General features: G+C 53.0%; 12 protein-coding genes. 4 read left to right on the forward strand and 8 right to left on the reverse strand.

Features of this window, described 5'->3' with window-relative positions; all coding sequences use genetic code 11:
- Positions 1–2: 2 nt before the first annotated feature.
- The 4 genes from FE845_RS13905 to FE845_RS13920 are packed head-to-tail and all read right to left on the reverse strand — an operon-like array spanning position 3 to position 4742.
- Positions 3–1733 carry a sugar phosphorylase gene (locus FE845_RS13905; RefSeq protein WP_200365670.1) on the reverse strand — a complete coding sequence of 577 codons (1731 nt, stop codon included), beginning with the start codon at positions 1731–1733 and terminating at the stop codon, positions 3–5.
- Positions 1730–2953: a glycosyl transferase gene (locus FE845_RS18660; protein ID WP_265092043.1), complete on the reverse strand. Its 1224-nt coding sequence runs from the start codon at positions 2951–2953 to the stop codon at positions 1730–1732. The genes FE845_RS13905 and FE845_RS18660 overlap by 4 nt, the downstream gene beginning before the upstream one ends.
- A gap of 20 nt (positions 2954–2973) precedes the next feature.
- Positions 2974–3789: an HAD-IIB family hydrolase gene (locus tag FE845_RS13915; protein ID WP_200365672.1), complete on the reverse strand. Its 816-nt coding sequence runs from the start codon at positions 3787–3789 to the stop codon at positions 2974–2976.
- Positions 3790–3800: 11 nt separating this feature from the next.
- Positions 3801–4742 (reverse strand): hypothetical protein, encoded by a 942-nt coding sequence (locus FE845_RS13920; protein WP_200365674.1) that lies wholly within the window; start codon positions 4740–4742, stop codon positions 3801–3803.
- An 84-nt stretch (positions 4743–4826) separates the two neighbouring features.
- On the opposite strand from FE845_RS13920, the gene FE845_RS13925 reads away from it, so the two are divergent.
- On the forward strand, positions 4827–6281 hold the full coding sequence (locus FE845_RS13925; RefSeq protein ID WP_200365676.1) for a protein adenylyltransferase SelO: 1455 nt from the start codon (positions 4827–4829) through the stop codon (positions 6279–6281).
- 75 nt (positions 6282–6356) lie between these two features.
- Here FE845_RS13925 and FE845_RS13930 read toward each other — a convergent pair whose 3' ends face one another.
- Positions 6357–7871 (reverse strand): fumarate hydratase, encoded by a 1515-nt coding sequence (locus FE845_RS13930; protein WP_200365678.1) that lies wholly within the window; start codon positions 7869–7871, stop codon positions 6357–6359.
- Positions 7872–8048: 177 nt separating this feature from the next.
- Here FE845_RS13930 and FE845_RS13935 point away from each other — a divergent pair, with 177 nt between their 5' ends.
- Together FE845_RS13935 and FE845_RS13940 are read left to right on the forward strand one after the other, a co-directional pair.
- Positions 8049–8822: an enoyl-CoA hydratase gene (locus tag FE845_RS13935; RefSeq protein ID WP_200365680.1), complete on the forward strand. Its 774-nt coding sequence runs from the start codon at positions 8049–8051 to the stop codon at positions 8820–8822.
- Between the two features lie 352 nt (positions 8823–9174).
- Positions 9175–12036 carry an MECDP-synthase gene (locus tag FE845_RS13940; protein ID WP_200365682.1) on the forward strand — a complete coding sequence of 954 codons (2862 nt, stop codon included), beginning with the start codon at positions 9175–9177 and terminating at the stop codon, positions 12034–12036.
- Positions 12037–12177: 141 nt separating this feature from the next.
- Here FE845_RS13940 and FE845_RS13945 read toward each other — a convergent pair whose 3' ends face one another.
- Entirely contained in the window at positions 12178–14847 is a 2670-nt protein-coding gene (locus tag FE845_RS13945) for a penicillin acylase family protein (RefSeq protein ID WP_200365684.1), read from the reverse strand.
- A 119-nt stretch (positions 14848–14966) separates the two neighbouring features.
- On the reverse strand, positions 14967–16070 hold the full coding sequence (locus tag FE845_RS13950; RefSeq protein WP_200365705.1) for a CaiB/BaiF CoA transferase family protein: 1104 nt from the start codon (positions 16068–16070) through the stop codon (positions 14967–14969).
- 177 nt (positions 16071–16247) lie between these two features.
- Between FE845_RS13950 and FE845_RS13955 the strand changes: the two genes are divergently transcribed.
- A complete protein-coding gene (locus tag FE845_RS13955) occupies positions 16248–17255 on the forward strand; it encodes an AraC family transcriptional regulator (RefSeq protein WP_200365707.1) in 1008 nt (335 codons plus the stop codon).
- A 28-nt stretch (positions 17256–17283) separates the two neighbouring features.
- On the opposite strand, the gene FE845_RS13960 is transcribed toward FE845_RS13955, so the two are convergent.
- Positions 17284–18162, reverse strand: coding sequence for a tetratricopeptide repeat protein (locus FE845_RS13960; RefSeq protein WP_227714361.1), 879 nt, complete (start codon positions 18160–18162; stop codon positions 17284–17286).
- Positions 18163–18164 lie beyond the last annotated feature (2 nt).

Below are 18164 nucleotides of genomic sequence, written 5' to 3' on the forward strand. Positions count from 1 at the left end.
TTTTAATCCCGATTGGACAACCATACGCTTTGATAAGGCTTCAAGGTAATGCAACCCGAAAGGTCACTGATTGCGGTACCCGCAATCAGATCAATCCAATGATCGGTCCCAATCAGATTGATATCACTCAACGCCACCTGCTGCAGTTCGTCACTGATATTATGAATGCAGAAAACGGACTGTTCCCGCCGCATGCTTTGGCGCCAGAATCCGAACAACTTGAGCCCCAGATGCAAGGTAAACTGGGTTGCATTTGGATGGAAAGCCGGTTGCTTTCGGCGAATCGCAATCAGACGCTTCAGCTCCTGATAGGCTTTACTGTGATGACTCAGCGGGTTGTCGAGTTCCTGTTCCAGATCCGCAAGCTGCCACTGACTCCGATTGATGGAGCGCAGGCGACCGGTATGCTCCATTCGCTCGGTATCGTTTTCCTTCGCCAGCAAGCTGTGTATGTAAAAAGCGGGTATACCCTCCAACGCGAGCATGACCGTGTGCGCACAAATAAACCTCTGCAACTGCCAGTGGTCAACACCGTTCCCGGAGGTGCCCTTCAATGCATCATAGAGGGCAATATTGATTTCATAAGGCTGGTCCCGGCCATCAGGTGTGCGCCTGAAGGATACTTTACCGCCGAATGACTCCATGGTTTTGAGCAGTCGCTGCTTTTCCTCTTCAGACAACAACCCGTCCGTGGGGCGCATTCCCACACCATCATGGGATGCAATAAAGTTCAGATAGGTGGTTCCCATCTGTGCCGGCGGCATACTCATGAGCCAGGTTTTGAGGTGCTTGCAGTCACCTGTCACCAGCGTATTAATCAGTAGCGGCGGCAACGAAAAGTTGTAGATAACATGGGCTTCGTTGGCATTACCAAAATACGTGAGATTCTCGCGGTTCGGCACATTGGTTTCCGTGATCACCACGGCGTCCGGGCTGTGGTGCTCTATCAACAAGCGCAAAATCTTGATCAATTCGTGGGTCTGCTGAAGATGGATACTCGGGGTTCCAGGCTCTTTCCATAGGAAAGCCACAGCGTCGAGCCGGAAGATAATGACGCCTCGTTCGAGGTAGTAACGAACAATGGCGGCAAACTCAATCAATACCTGAGGGTTGGCAAAATTAAGATCAACCTGATCTTCACTGAAGGTACACCAAACATAACGCTCGCCGTCCTCCGTATGAACTGACGTGAGCAATGGCGACGTGCGTGGCCTGACAACAGCGCTCAAATCATCCTTAGGGTTTCCCTCAAAAAAATAGTCCTTGCCAGGGTCAATCCGCCTCTTAAAATTCTCAAACCATCGGCTACGGGCTGACATATGGTTGATCACCAGATCCGCCATGAGCTTGAAGTCCTGCGCAATGGCTTCGACGTCTTCCCAGTTTCCGTGGGACTCATTGACGGCAAGGTAATCCATCACCGAGAAACCATCATCGGAGCTGTAGGGAAAGAAAGGCAAAATATGTACGGCGGAAATACTGTCAGAAAGACATCGATTTAGAAACTGACGCAGTGTGACCAAGGGCTTTTCATCGTCTCGCTGAACGGTGTCCGCATAGGTGATCAGAACGATATCCGATTCCGTCCAATGGTTCTGATGAGCTGCTGGCGGAGGCTGGTCCGGACTCAGGCCCATCGTGGTCAGAAGCTCACTGGCGAGGAAATCACAATCCAGCGCCGGATAAACAGTTTCGAGCATACTAACCAGTTTGGCGCTCAGCACCTGACTCATGGCCGATAGTCCTTATTATCCAGGTCCACGGCCTCGAGCAATTGCTCCTTGATATCCGGAATAGCACTGGTGACCCGGTTCCAGCTTGGAATGAATGGCGTATCCATGGGGTTCTCCAGAAAGTAAGCACCTGCGCTCATCACATTCTGGGCGAACAGTTCAACGGCTTTCTCTTCCTTATGCCGATCAAACCCAAGGCCGTTGATAATCGCATCGTTCTGATAGGTTTCCACAAAATCCAGAGCGATGCGGAAATAGGTGGCCTTGATGGTCCGGAACTTCTCGCTCGAGAATATCTCACCATTCGTTGCCAGTTTTCTGAACAGCGCCTTGGAAATATCCACACTCATTTTGGAAAGACCCTGGCTGGCATCCTCCGATGAGAGGTCTTGGTGTTTATGGTCGTAGACATCGGCAATATCTACTTGGCAGAGCCTGTTGGTGGCATAGTTCCGCTTCATTTCCGACAACACGCCAATCTCCAATCCCCAGTCACTGGGGATTCGAAGATCATTAATCACATCTGTGCGGAAGGAGAACTCTCCGGCAAGGGGATATCGGTAACTGTCGAGATAATCCAGAAAATCGCTCGGGCCACACACCTTTTTCATGGCACGAATCAAAGGAGTCACCAGCAGGCGACTGACACGCCCGTTCATCTTCCCATCTGCCACCCGGGCGTAGTAACCCTTACAGAACATATAATTGAAGCTCGGATTGGCCACAGGATAAATCAGTCGTGCCACCAGCTCCCGCGAATAGGTAAGAATGTCACAATCGTGCAGTGCGACGGATTCACTCACACCAGAAGCCAGGACATAACCGAAGCAGTACCAGACGTTGCGGCCTTTACCCATTTCCGTGGGAGCCAGCCCCTGCTCCCGAAGCTTCAGATCAATGGCACGGAGGCGTGGGCCATCGTTCCAGAGCACCTTGAAGTTTTGTGGGAGCCCAGAGAAATATTCAAGCGCATGGCGATATTGCTCTTCGTTAGCCCGGTCCAGACCGATAATGATCTCGTCCAGATAAGGCACCTTCGCAAGTTCCTGCACAATGTGCTTTAACGCTGGCCCTTCAAGTTCGGAATAAAGAGACGGCAGCACAAGTGACATGGGCCGGGTCTTGCGAAAGGTCATCAACTCAGCTTCCAGATCCGCCACTGGCCGGCGAACAAGGTTATGCAGCGTGGTTACAATGCCATTCTGGTAAAAGTCGCCCATGGCGATTCTCCTTTGCAGTACTAGTATCCGTACTCAAACAGGAGATTGAGTACACACTCATTCCATCCCGCCGGGCCGGGTTTGAGAGAGCGCATGGCGTGTTTTTCCGAGGGCAGCTGCACCTCTTTGCTGTTAACCCCGCGGATGACGACCGGAATATCTGCTTCCTCCAGCATTTTCTGGTCGTTGGGGCTGTCCCCCAGCGCAATAGCCGTCAGTTGCTGATCGCCATAACGCTCTTGGTATAGCTCTCTGTATTTGTTTAGCAAAAAGCGGGCCCCATCGGCTTTATCAAAGATGCCCATGGCGTGATAGAACCGACCACCTTTAACCAGACGCAGGTGTTCGGCAGCCAGCGCGGCTTCAAAACGTTTCAACTCTTCTTCGCTCCCCTGCCAAACCAGTGGCTCGGTTCCCAGACGCTCCCGGGCGCGGGCAGACGAAGCTGAATCTAGCCCCGTGAGCTGGGCCAGTTCGTCATCCTTCATATCAGCAAAGCCTCGAAAGCGTGCGCCGCTGTCCCTTTGTGCAGAGAGCACTTTAAAAACTTCTGTCCGGGACGCCCCAAAATGCACTACCTGCTCACTATCACTCCCGAATATGTCCGGAGGAATAACCACGGCTGCACTGTTTTCAACGATGAAAGGATCGGTGTTTCCAAGTTGCTGACGCAGCACCCGGATTTCCGCAGCAGTTTTGCTTGAGTTCAGGATCAGCGGAATACCGGCCTCCGCAACCCGCTCCAGCGCAGGCGCCGCCTGCTGCCAACGATAGTTTTCATGGTTGAGCAAGGTTCCATCCAGATCTGAAAATATGACCAAGCGTGACTTGGGCATGGGAAACTCCTTCAGGATTGAGTCCGAAAAATGGGGCGGCTCAGGGAATGATCATCGGACACCTCAATCAACACATCCGCACGATCTGGCAGTTCCCTAAGGCAAGACCGGGTTACCCGCTCATAGTGCATAATGAAGCGGGCTACCTCCTGATCGCTCATGATGCGCAACTCCTGAACAGCTTGCGCTGGTGCGCCCTCATTTGGTGCGCGCGCCGTTTTCTCTGCCAACTTATGCTCTTGCAATGTGCGCCATTCCAGCACCCGGGACATCGAAGGCGCTTTAAGCATAATCAGGCTATCCAACTCATTAAAAAACGCCTGATACTCACCCTTGAGACACTGATTTACATACCTTCGCCAAATGCCCAAGGGATCTTCCTCTGCCTCCAGTGTGTTGAGAGGTGCAGCCAGTGCCTTATCATCTTCAGGTAAAGCCCCTAGGCACCAGCCTTCAACAAGAACAACTTCTGCCCTGCCTTCAAAAACAGGCCATTCGTTCGGAGGAACACGGTCGTCGCGGGATTTGTCGAAAGCCGGAATACGGGTGCGATCGCAAGGGCCGGCCATTCGAAGCTTATCAATAACCTGCTCGCCAAGTTCCAGATCGTGCGTTCCCGGCACACCCCGGGTCATAAACAGAGGGTGTACGCGTTCAGCCAGTGCCCCCCGCTCAGCTCTGGTAAGGTACAGATCATCCAGTGAAATGCTCACTGTCGGGCATTGAAAGTGATCATAAAGCAGTCTGGTCAAAAACAACGCAAAAGTGGACTTCCCGGTGCCCTGAGCACCATGAATTCCCAAAACAATGGTTCTGTTCTTCGCGTTCCTTAACGAGACAATGTGCTCTATCAGAGGCAGGATGGTCTGTTCTACTGTAGTCGCGTAATTTTGAGGAAGCCCTTCTTTCTCAATCAGGGCATCAATAATTGCTCTAAGCTCACTGTCAGACACGTTAGGTTCCCGTCTTTGATGGATCAGTTAATCAACTATTCAATAGATCAGCAGAATTCGTACCATATGGGAGTATAGGCTTTTATGAGTAGCAACGATTTCCGTGTAGAACACCGCTATCTGGAGCTCCCGGACAGCTTCTACACCCGAGTGCAGCCCACTCCGCTTAAAGATGCAAGAATGGCCTGCTTCAACCACAAGCTAGCTCAGGAACTAGGTTTTCATGTCACCAATGAAGCCGATTGGGCTGGAATAGGCGGGGGCACGGAACTGCTGGAGGGCATGGACCCGGTGGCCATGAAATACACCGGCCACCAATTTGGCATGTACAACCCGGAACTGGGTGATGGCCGAGGCCTGCTCTTATGGGAAACCATAGGCGCTGATAGCCGCCGCTGGGACTGGCACCTGAAGGGCGCGGGGACAACGCCCTACTCCCGTTTTGGTGATGGCCGAGCGGTTCTACGTTCCACTATCCGCGAATACCTGTGCAGCGAAGCCATGCACGGGCTGGGCATTCCCACCACCCGCGCCCTGTTCATGGTCAGTGCCCGGGACCCGGTTCGAAGAGAGTCTATTGAAACTGCAGCCGCACTGGTGCGTGTAGCACAAAGCCATATCCGCTTTGGCCACTTCGAGTTTGCGGCGCACCACGAAGGTCCGGAAACCGTTAAAATCCTTCTCGAACACGTTATATCGCTTCACTTCCCGCATCTGATACAGCTAGCCGAGGAAGAGCGCCATGGGCGCTGGTTTGAAGAAGTCGTTGAGCGCACGGCCCGACTTATTGCCGACTGGCAAGCCGTAGGCTTCTGCCATGGCGTGATGAACAGCGACAACATGTCCATCATCGGCGACACCTTCGACTACGGACCTTTCGCCTTTCTGGATGATTTTGATGCCGGTTACATATCCAACCATACCGATCAAGGTGGCAGGTACGCATACAACCGCCAGCCTCAGGTAGGCTTTGCAAACTGTCAGTACCTTGCCAATGCGTTGCTGCCGGCAATGGATGAAGACACCATTCGCAAGGGTTTGCAGCGCTACGAAACGGCCTACAACGGGCGCTTTTTACAAAACATGCGGGACAAACTTGGACTCGTTCAGGAGGACGAAGGCGATCTCGGGCTGGTTATGGACACCTTCAGCATGCTCAACGAGCACCGCACCGACTACACAGCCTTCTTCCGCGCACTGTCCAACCTTTATGACCACGGCCACGCGCCCCTGAGGGATCTATTCGTAGACCGCCAAGTGGCAGATGAATGGCTTGCGCGTTATGAGCAACGGCTTAAAAAAGAAACCCGCGCCCGGGATGAACGGGAATACGAAATGCGCAGCGTGAACCCTAAGTACATTCTGAGGAACTATCTGGCGCAGAAAGTGATTCTGGAGGCACAGAACGGCGACTTTGAGCCAATGAAGGAACTGTTAAAGGTTCTGGAGAAGCCCTTCGACGAGCAACCAGACTTTGAAAAATATGCAGAGCTACCGCCAGATTGGGGCAAGCATTTGAACATTAGCTGTTCAAGTTAACTGCGGAGAAACAGGATAGGAAAACTGAGGGCCAGATTTAGAAATCTGGCCCTCAGTGTCAAGGCCTAGCTAATGTCACAATGCCTTCGCAGCGATAATCTTCTCTTGCCACTCCACCGGACCTGTTTGGTGAACCGACGTGCCTTTGGAGTCCACCGCCACGGTTACCGGCATGTCTTCCACATCAAACTCGTAAATGGCTTCCATACCCAGCTCAGGGAAAGCAACCACTTCCGCGTGCTTGATGGCTTTGGAGACCAAGTAGGCTGAACCACCCACAGCCATGAGGTACACGGCGCCAAATTCCTTGATGGCATCAATGGCCACCTGACCACGCTCGGCTTTACCAATCATGCCGGTTAGGCCGGTTTTCTCAAGCATTGTGTGAGTGAACTTATCCATACGGGTCGCAGTAGTTGGACCTGCGGGGCCAACCACTTCTTCACGTACTGGGTCTACCGGGCCCACGTAATAAATGAAGCGGCCTTTCAGATCCACCGGCAGTTCTTCGCCTGCGTTGATCATATCCACCATCTTCTTGTGGGCTGCATCACGGCCTGTCAGCATCTTGCCAGACAACAGAACGGTTTCACCCGGCTGCCACTCTTTTACTTCTTCCGGCGTGACGGTATTCAGGTTAACCCGGCGCACACCCTCGCCTACTTCCCAAGTGATTTCAGGCCAGTCTTCTAGGCTTGGCGGGGTTTGTAGAGAGGGGCCACTGCCATCAAGCGTAAAGTGTGCGTGGCGGGTGGCGGCACAGTTCGGGATAATCGCTACAGGCTTATTCGCTGCGTGGGTAGGATAGTCTTTTACCTTCACATCCAGCACGGTTGTCAGGCCACCAAGACCCTGAGCACCAATGCCCAGATCATTCACCTTGTCGAACAGCTCAAGGCGCAGTTCTTCGGCACGGTTGGATGCACCGCGCGCCTGTAGATCGTGGATGTCGATAGGATCCAGCAGCGATTCTTTCGCCAACTGCATAGCCTTTTCAGCCGTGCCGCCAATACCAATACCCAGCATACCGGGCGGGCACCAGCCCGCACCCATTTGCGGCACCATTTTCAGAACCCAGTCCACAACGGAATCGGATGGATTCAGCATAGCGAATTTGGATTTCGCTTCAGAGCCGCCGCCTTTGGCCGCTACATGAACCTCAACCGTATCACCCGGCACCATTTTGTAATGAATAATCGCTGGTGTGTTATCACCCGTGTTCTGGCGCTTGCCATCAGGGTCGGCAAGAATTGAAGCCCGCAGTACGTTGTCCGGGTTGGCATAGGCACGACGCACGCCCTCATTGATGACATCGTCCAGAGCCATCTCGCAGTCCCACTGAACATTCATGCCAATGTTAACGAACACGGTCACAATACCGGTATCTTGGCAAAGCGGACGGTGGCCCTGCGCGCACATACGCGAGTTGATCAAAATTTGTGCCATAGCATCCTTGGCCGCCTGAGACTCTTCCTTCTGGTAAGCCTCGTAAACACCCTGAATGAAATCTTTCGGGTGATAGTAAGAAATGAACTGCAGCGCGTCCGCTACGCTTTCAATCAGGTCATCCTGGCGGATTACAGTGGTCATAGGCGCCTCATCAGGTTGGTCTCGTTATGGTAGATACGTCAAAAAAACAGGTGGCACAGTTTACCAGAAATTCATGAGCACGAGGCACTGAACAGAAGGCGAAGGTTTTCTTAACAATCGCCGGAAAAAAGGTATCATCCTAACCAAATGATAAAAAACACCCAGTTAGGAGAGACCGTGGCAGATTTCATTCAAACCGAACTCAGCAACCAGATTCTTACCGTTCGCATTAACCGCCCAGAACGCAAAAACGCCCTTACCCACGCCATGTATACCGCGCTTGGCGATGCGCTTGAGCAGGCTGAAGCGGATGCTGATATCCGTTGCGTTTTATTTTCCGGCAGCCAAGACTGCTTTACCGCTGGAAACGACTTGGGCGATTTTGCCAGCGGTTTGCAAGGCGCCTTCACAGAAACGCCCGTGGGGCGCTTCTTGCTTCTTTTGGCAAAGGCTACGAAGCCGGTAGTGGTTTCGGTAAATGGGCCAGCGGTAGGTGTGGGCACCACCATGCTCCTGCACTGCGATATGGTGTTTGCAGGCAGCAATGCCCGCTTCCAAATGCCCTTTGCCAGTCTGGGACTGTGCCCGGAAGGCGGTTCCAGCCTACTGTTACCCACTTGGTTAGGCCGGGTGCGTGCCGCCGAACTGTTAATGCTGGGCGGAGCTTTCAGTGCAGAGGATGCGTATCGTATGGGCTTGATAAATCGAATATGTGATCCCGCCGAAACGGACAACGTCGCTCGGGAAGCCTGCCAGAAACTCGCCAGCCAACCTCCGGCCGCCATCCGCGCCACCAAAAAGTTACTAGGCAGCCCAACTCAAGAAGCACTTACCGCCACTATGATGGCCGAGGGTGAGCTATTTGCAGAGCGCCTGAAATCGCCGGAAGCAGCCGAAGCTTTCAGTGCTTTTATGCAAAAGCGCAAACCCGATTTCTCGCGATTCAAATAACCCACTCGCCCGCCGGAACACCCAGTCTGGTGGGCATTTGATACATTTTGTAAAAACCCCAGCATATCTTTGGCTTGGGCTCGACAAACGCCGCCCAGCCGACTATTTTTCATTAAGGCCAAGCTCCCCTTTTGTGCGAGGAGGATCCAAATAGCAAGAATCACACTTTTGGCTGATCAACACTGGCTTTAGTGTCGCTATAGTCATAAATACAGAAATTGGCTTGAAGCGCTGGCTACAATTTCAGACAACCGTTTAAGCAGAACAGGCCACTGACACCGGGTTTACCGCATCAGACCGGCCCCGTTAGTTGCCGAACATAACGATACAACAACAGGAAAAGGTTCCACCCATGTTCAAGAAAACACTAATAAGTCTTGCCGTGGCGTCTTCCCTTGGGCTAACAGGCTGCCTTAGCGGCGCTGACGAGGGGGCAAATGCTAACCCGGATTATAAAATTGACGATACAACCATTGATCGCAGCCTTGTAAGGCCGGTTTATCATCCTAACCCGTTAGCTGGTGAAAATGCTGCCTTCCCGATTAACTCGGACCTGATCCTGCTGCTGGGTGCAACTCAGAGTGCAAATTTTGATTTTACCGGCCTCTCAACTGGGTCTACTCCTGCCGACGATGCCGTAAACCGCCTCTCCGGGTTTTCCACTTCCGGTGCGTTTAGCCTAAAGTTTGATGGATCCCTGAACCCTGCGTCTGTGCTGGCCAATGCATCTGTTTTTCTAGTTCCGCTTAACGTAGGTCCAGCCGTAGCTTCAGCACCACTGGCGCTTCCGAACACTAACCCAACTAGTATCGTAACTGCCGATCCGTTCGGCCAAGGGCTAGAGACGCCTCTTGTGCAGCCCAAATTCCGAGCCGATGTAGTCAGTCTGGATGGCGGTACCGACAACGCAATCCGCGTGGTGCCTCTTGAGCCACTTGAGGAAGGCCAGAAGTATCTGGTCATTGTTTCTGACGCTGTCCAAGGCGCAAACGGCAAATCAATTACGCGCTCTGTACAAGACGTTGAACTGGCTAACGGTGTTCTTGGCAACCCAGCTCTAGGCAATGTTAAGTCCCTGCTTCAAAATCTGGATGCTTTGGCAAACGGATTCCTCGAAGCCAACAACACTGGGTCCAATTCGGCCCTCGCTTATTCGTTTACTACGAACTCAGACAAAAACGTTCTGAAAGCCATGATGGCACCGGCCGCCTTCGGCACAGCTCTAGGCCAAAAAATCGGCTTTACGGCACAGTTGAAGGTTATTAGAGACAACTACCCCACTCTGAACTTTTCACAACTTACGGAAAAGCTTGGAGCTATAGCTGTTAAGGCTGGCCAACTGCAACAAGGCGAGCTTGACCCAAGCACGCTTACAGCCGCTGAATTGGCGTCAATTACCCGGTTGAGCCAAATCACGCCGCGTATTACTCCGGAGAACATTGGTGCTGCAATAGCGAACGAAGTTGGAAAATCCCTGCATATTCCGATTCCACGCCCGTCGTTCTTCTATCCAGCAAAATCTGCGGCCACCTTGGCGACCATTGCCAATTTAGATGACGCAAATCCCATCAAGGCGGCCGCACAGCAAGTACAGGTATCTCAGGGCGCAATTACTCTGCCGTACTTCCAATCCCTCCCCGGTGACGACGGCACAGGCATTGTAACGGGTAGCTGGTCTGGCAGTACCAGCCTAGAGGCTGGCCTGAATGAGAGCCTACAACCGGGCGAGCAAACCTTCTCATTCCTAAGGGACATCGACGGTAAACTGAACGTGAACGGCTACTTCCCGTTCCCGCAACAAAAAGCAAACACCACCGTACCAGTGGTTGTTTTCCATCCGGTACTGGATGGAACAGCTGCGCAGCCTGCGGCCTGCGTCAATGCAGAGTCTGGCAAGCCTAACGGCGTGACCATCTTCCAGCATGGCATTACCGTAGACCGCAGTGGCTCAATGCTTCCGGGCATAGCACTTGCTCAGGGCGCGTGCCAAACCGTTGTTGCTATTGACCAGCCACTGCACGGTTTGGCGGGCGCAACAAATGGCCGTGTGCCGGGTCTTGATACGCTCGATGAAGCGACTCTGACGGCAACGATTGGTCAGGTTCTTCAGGCCCCCGGCGTTGCTGGCTCACCGCTGGAACCTCAGCTAAACGCCTTGATCAATGCGGACTATATTGGTGAGCGTCACTTCGGCTACACCAGTAACGCTCAGTTGCAGCCCGTTGAAGCTGGTGCAGCTGACATCTCCTCAGGCAGCCTGTTTATCAACCCGGGCAACATGATGAACAGCCGTGATAACTTGCGCCAAGGTGTTGTGGATCTGTTGAACGTCGCAGCGTCTATTCAAACCTTTGACATAGATGGCAACTACGCCACACAAGGTGACCTTGCTGGCGTTCCAGTAAATTTCGTAGGGCATTCTCTGGGCGGTATTTCCGGAACCGCATTTGCATCACTTGCAAATGATGGAACGTTAAATACCACTCTCAATGGAATCTACCAGTCTGCTGGCACACCATTAAGTAGTTTCTCATTCCCCAGTTTGAACTCTGTTGTACTGCATAACAGTAGTGGGCAGGTAACCCGACTGATCGAAAACTCCACATCCCTCGCTGGCAGCCTGCTCGGGGGATTGGAAGCCGCTGGAGTTACTCAGGGAAGTTCCAACTTCGAGAGCTTCTTTTATGTGTTCCAGTCTGTTGTGGATGCATCGGACCCTGTCAATTTCGCTAAAGATCTAGGTGCTTCAACAAACAACATCCTGATCACAGAAGTTGTTGGCGACACTACTGTCCCCAATGAAGCAAACGTGAATACGCTTGGTAGTGCCTTCTCAGCGCCGCTGGCGGGAACCGAGCCGCTCATGGCCCTAATCGATCTGGGTGCTGGCGGAAGTTCTTTGGCTGATGGATCTGAAGGCCTTGGCATCATCGATACAACTACGCCAACCGGTAGTGCAATGCCCGTTGCGAGTTTCTTCGATGGAACCAATCCATGCGCCGACGCGAACCACGGTACCTTTATTGGGCCAATTGCGCCTAACGAAAACTGCCCCGGCGGAGCGGCGGATACTAGCGTTGCATTTAGTGCAATGATCACTCAAACCGCTCAAGCCCTCAGCGCACAGCCCATCCCGGGGCAATCTGCCCCTGCCGTTGGCGCTTCGCTTGGCAGCAGCCAGACAATCGACAAGGCTCTGGACCAAAACCAGTAAGCCACTATAAGCACCAAAGCCCCGAGCTTGGCCGGGGCGCAAAAATAAAAAACCGGCGGATGACTGATCATCCGCCGGTTTTTTTGTATCGACCCCTTCCATAGGGTCGGACTCAATCACATTCTCTTCACTATAAATTGCCTACTGACTGCTTATAGTCGACTCACCACTGGTAACTAGGCTCGCCGCAATTTCATCCTCCGTGAACGGCAACTTGCGATACATTTTATCGGAATACATCTGACTCTGATCCTTGAAGTAAGGCGACATAGGGTCAGATGACTGTGAGTAACTTACAAGGCCATAAGCCTCTGGTCCGTTTTCAGTGAACTCAAGCCCAAAGTGCCAGCTTGTCCCTCTGGACATCAGCCAACCATCAATCCCGTCACTGCCATCAGAAAGTCCTGCGGTGTTGGGGATCGTGCTGGGCGCAATTCGAGGCAGTCTCGTGTCCTCAGCAACCGGACTACCGACAACGCCTATAGCATTAAAAGCGCCATCGATATTACCGTCGCCGCCATGCCAGGGAATCCCAACCATTTGGAAGGTCGGTGTGTCGCCGGAGTCAGGTGCTGCACCGCCGGATGCACGATAGTATTGGAGAGTGCCAAGTTCATCGGTTGGCTGAATACCTTGAGATTGCAGTGCACCAACTCCCGCAGAGAGAGCCTGAAGCATGGTGTCAGCTGGCGTTCCAGCATTCTGGGTATTAGGTAGCGCAGGCGTTCCTACGGGGTCTGCCGGGCTGAACGGCTTGGTCAGGTCAGAATCCATATCACTCAGATAGTTCGCCATGAACACCCGGAAGATATGCGCGCCTTTGCTATCAAGGTTATAAAGGCCATCCCAATTATCAAGCGCCTGACACCAGGGGGTCAGATCACGGCCATCGACTGGAGTGGTACCAATAGTGTTGCAACGATTCCGTAACTCAGGGAGAAGCTGCTCTGCGTACCATGCTCTGTTATTCCAGATAACACCTAAAAGCTCTTCAGCACTGAACTTTCCATCTTGGCCAGCAATGAGCGGAGCTGAAGGGAAACCGGAAGCCATTGGGTTCTGCAGCATCTTAATACCAAGGCGAGTCCGGGCATTAATGGGTGCATTCTCGTCACCATAGAGCGGTGAGTATCCGGTCAAGAATTCGCTTGGATTGGTTGCCCAGTGGCTACTGTTAGAGTTCTGAACCCAGTCCGTGCGCAACAGCTTCGGCTTCTGCTCATAAGTTGTGAGGGCACCACACTCGGTTTCTACCCAATCTTCAATAGACTTGCTGCCATCAAGCAAAGTAACGCCTTGGTCAAACAGCCCTGCATAGGACGGCTGCAACCGCCTTAAATTAACGAGTGCAGCTGCCTTATCCGAAAGATTCGGCACGGAGCTGCTGTCTATGTAGAACGCATTTCCCTGATCGTCGGCATAGGTGGTGTTCGTCCAAAGCGTCGAGCCGCAGTTTTTAAAAACGTCCTGAAACTCGGTAAGGTTTTTTGCAAGGCTCATCTGCAGCCAAGTATCCAGCAGACCACCGGTATTGGCATTGGCATCGCGATAGGTCATCGCGATTCTCTTCCCGGAGTTCAGAGCGCCATTCCCTCCCCACGCGGGCAACTGCGGGTTGATTGCATTGGCTGCGATCATGGGGCCATACTCGGAGAAGTAGAAGTCCCGCTCCAGCACCAGCGGGTCTGCCATGCCCGGCATAGCCACTTCGATTTGGTAGGTTTCAACGGTAATCGGCTTTTCCTGACCATCTTTAACATAGGTTAGGTCATCGCCATCTTTCAGCACCAGTTCATACCAAGTGAAACGGCGGCTTGTTGTCACGGTATGTGACCAAGCTAGATTTTCATTGAAGTTAATCAGTGGAATGGCCGTACCGAGTAGCCCCGCACCATGAACATTAATATAACCCGGCACAGTCATTTGCGTTTCATACAAGCGACGGTGGCCTGTGTAGGGGAAGTGGGGGTTCGCCAGCAGTGCTCCACGCCCCTGCTCGGTCATAGTCTTACCGATACCCCAAGCGTTACTTGCCAGACCTGTATCGCTAAAGTCTTGAACGGATTGTGCGGAGGCTAAGGCTGTCTTAACAACATTTTGTTGTAACTTTTCAACGGCATCGCTGGCACCAACCGCAGCCACCGGGTTCGGCGCCGGGCTCACACCCGGGGGCACCGCAAGAAAAGCTACACCGGTGGCAAAGGAGTTCCCGCTAGCGTACTGCCCCACAATCCGATAATGGGCGAGTAGATCAACCGGCGTAATCGTTTTAACCCATTGCTGGCTCCGGCACTCAGCCGGTAGAGTCGCCGGATCTGTTTCGGTAATATAGCGGTTATAGCCTTCAACAAACCCCTCGATTAACGCGCGGCTTTCGTCACTCAGCGTGGGTAATTCTGACTCCGCACCACTGTAAATTTTCTGCGCTTTGTAGCTGAAGTCGGTAACAATGTTCAAGCCTACCCCGAATCCAGCGTCTGGCCCCGGCCCAAAGTACTTGGAGCGCTCACTACGCGCCTTGACAACCGCCTCCGCCAGCAAACAAACATTATCTTGCGCTTGCGCATAACCATGCCCGAATGCCGCTGATTTCAAGTTGTCGGCTTTAATATGGGGAACACCCCCTTCGGTTCTCCTTATGGTTGCTTCCAGCTTTCCATCGGCGGGAAACAAGTTGGTGTTGAGTTCAGGCTCTGTTGATCCCGATGATGAGCTACTGCCATCAAAACAGCCTGCCAGCATTGTGCTGCCTAAAAGCACCAGCGCTGCGCCGCGCGCTGATCGCGCGGCCCGATTACTCCAGGTTTGCATAGTGTCATCCTTATAATTGTTAACTGCAGGATTCGCCGTCGTCGGCGACACTATTAAACCTAGCAGAAGGCCGGGAAAACTGAACCTATATTCAGATTAAATCCCGGCTACGCTTTTAATTACTCGCCCATAGGCCGCCCGATTCGTGTGGTCGACGCGGGCGTTTTCTCAAACTTAATCGGAAACCCTATTTGCTTCTGCATCGTGCCGTCACCTCGATCAACCCCAATCACCATATCCCGCGCTTTGAGCTGTGGGTGTTCTGCCGCCTCCGCAATACTCAAAACCGGCTCTACACATGCGTCGACATCGGCGAAAACAGCCTGCCACTGCTCTAGCGTTTTTTGCTGTATCTTTTCACTGAGTGCGGCTTTGAATGACGTTTGATGCTCGGGGTTTTGGCTCATGGCAAAGCTCTTCATATCAGCCAACTCAAGAATGTCGCACAGTCGCGCAGAAAACTGTGGCTCCAGGCTTCCCACCGAGAGCCAGCGGTTGTCCTGCGTTTTATAGTAGTCATAAAAAGAACCACCATTGAGCATAGAGCTTTCGGGCTTCTGCTCCTGAGCACCCGCCAGATTAGCGGCGCCGGCCATGCCGTTAAGCGCAAAAGCGGCGTCTGTCATGCTGATGTCTACAAACTGCCCCTCTCCGGTCTGTTGGCGATGGATCACCGCCGCCAATATGCCCATTACCGCATGGTGGGAGCCCCCTGCAACGTCGGCAATCTGGATGCCCATGGGTGGAGGGCCAGTTTCTTCACGGCCGCAGTGGCTGCTCACGCCAGCAAGGGAGAGGTAATTTATGTCGTGCCCGGCGCGATCTTTGTAGGGACCGGTCTGGCCATAACCTGTGATGGCGCAGTAAATCAGCTTAGGGTTAACCGCCTTCAAGGTTTCGTAACCAATACCCAACCGGTCCATTACACCCGGGCGGAACTGCTCAATCACAATGTCATAGTGCTTAACCAGCTCCAGAATCTTTTCTTTGCTGCCTTCTTTTTTCAGGTTCAGTGCAAGGGTTTGTTTGCCTCGATTCAAAAAAGCATGGGCGGTACTTACTCCAGCATCGTGGGGCGGCATCACGCGGGTTAGGTCTACCCGGTCTGGCGCCTCAACTCTCAGCACCTCTGCACCCATGTCGGCCAAAAGCATGGTTGCGTATGGCCCGGGCAGCAGGGTGCTGAAGTCCAGAATCTTCATTGAGGTCAACGGACCTGCCATGGTGTTCTCCTTTGTTGTGCGATGAATTGCTCTCTATAGCCCCATGCTGCACGGTTTTGCAATGGGGGCCAACTGCCTGTTGCGCCATAACAATTAGCCAATTGTTACAGCAGCTCCGGTTGCATTGTGGCTAGGGGGTTTTATGATGGGGCTGCTTCTTATCGAATGGCGAAATTAATGTCTGATCTGACTGTTTCACGGCACTTTGTGCAGGCTGCTCTGTCGGGCGCAAAACGCTTGGGGCTTAATACCGGCGACATGCTCCGCGACGCAGGTATATCACCTGATCTTTTGCGCATTGAAATGGCCCGGGTTAATAGCGATCAATTCAGTTCGCTGCTACAGATTGCCTGGCACCGTATGGATGATGAGTTTCTGGGAATGGGGCCTCGGCGCGCCCGGGCCGGCACCTTTGCCACCATGTGTGCGCTGGTTATCGAATGCCCTACCCTTGAAGCTGTTTATCGCCGCGCGTATCAGTTTTCCCGGCTGTTTGATCCCATGGCCACAATGGAGCTGGAAACCAGTGGTCAGAAAGCACAACTGGTGTCACGCATTGAAGGCGAGATTCACGACCCTGATTATTTTCTGCGCGAGAGCATTCTGGTTATCTGGCACCGTTTGGGCAGCTGGCTGGTAGGCCAACCGGTAGAGCTGGAAAAAGCCGAGTTTAATTACCCCCGGCCCGCTCATGGCGACGAATACCGTCATATCTTTCATTGCCCCCTAGAGTTTGATTCTGACCGCACAGCGCTAACGTTTGATAAGCGATTTTTATCGGCACCGGTGATAAGAGACAAGCCGGAGATATTGCAATTTCTGAAAACCTCACCTGCAGACCTGCTGTCCCGTCCGGACGAGAGCAATACTTTCACCGGCAAGATCAGGGCCCTCATCGGCAGAGATTTTTCAAAGCCCCTGCCGGATTTCGAATGGATTGCAAGCGAGCTGCACACCAGCCCTCAAACTTTGCGTCGCAGGCTGAAGCAGGAAAACACGTCATTTCAGGAGATAAAGGATTTACTACGCAGAGATATGGCGATCTATTATTTGGGGCGGCAAGAATTATCGATTAACGATATTGCCGAGAAAGTCGGGTTCACTGAGCCGTCAACTTTCCACCGAGCCTTCAAGAAGTGGACCGGCGTAACCCCGGGCGCCTATCGCGAGGGCGAACGGGGTTGAAAATCGCTGGCAGTCTGGCTTCTAATCATTAGGAGCCCGAAGGGACCTGCAGGTTGCGAATCAGTTTGCCCAGTGTCTGGGCAACTTCTTCTACCTGAGTTCGATTTGGCGCCAGCTGGAACAAGCGCGAGCCGTCTCGTGGGTCATATACCCAACAGGTCGCTACCGCTGGCTCACAGCCCCACTCGACTTGGGGATTTACACCAAAGACCTGCACCTGCGCCGTTGTTCGGGTAGCACCGCCAGCACTGTTCCGTTTAATTTCCTGAACGGCAATGGCATTTCCGCTCACGTTTACGCGATATTCGATATCCGGCCGCTTATCGAGGCGCACAACCCCCTGATCTTCCCGCCATGCTGCGGTGCCCAACAAACTGTTGAGGTGCAACACCAAGGCTTCTCGGTCGGAGTCTGCCAAGTACAGCTTCCGCAAAGATTCAAGCCGGCTGTCACCGGCAGGCTCAATCACGGCTATTTTGGTATCGCTGCTGGTTTGCGGCGCCTGAGCTTTTGCTTTGCGCGCGCGCTCGATGTTGGTCAGGAGTTTTAGGGCGTCCTGATAATGCTCGCCTTCCGTGCCCGCTTTCGTCACATAGGCTTCAAGTGCTGATTGAGCTTCGTTGAAGTGCGAAGATTGCAGCATTACCTTGCCACGGTAATAGTGATAGTCGACCGGTTTTTCTGCCTCCAACAACTGCAAGCGGTTTAGGTATTCACCGGCTTCGCCCCAGCTCTCCTCTGTTACCGCTTCTTCAATAGCAAGCATTAGCCGACGCGCTTCGTGCTCGGGCGCAAGCGCTGCCACCTGCCCGGCCATCAGTGCCGAAGCCATAACCGCCACTTTAACCATTTGGCGACCTTTTAACCTCCAAACCGGTAAGCGGCTATTCCCAAAACATACTGCCATGG

The sequence above is a fragment of the Marinobacter sp. 1-4A genome (assembly GCF_016597725.1).
Taxonomy (GTDB): Bacteria; Pseudomonadota; Gammaproteobacteria; order Pseudomonadales; family Oleiphilaceae; genus Marinobacter.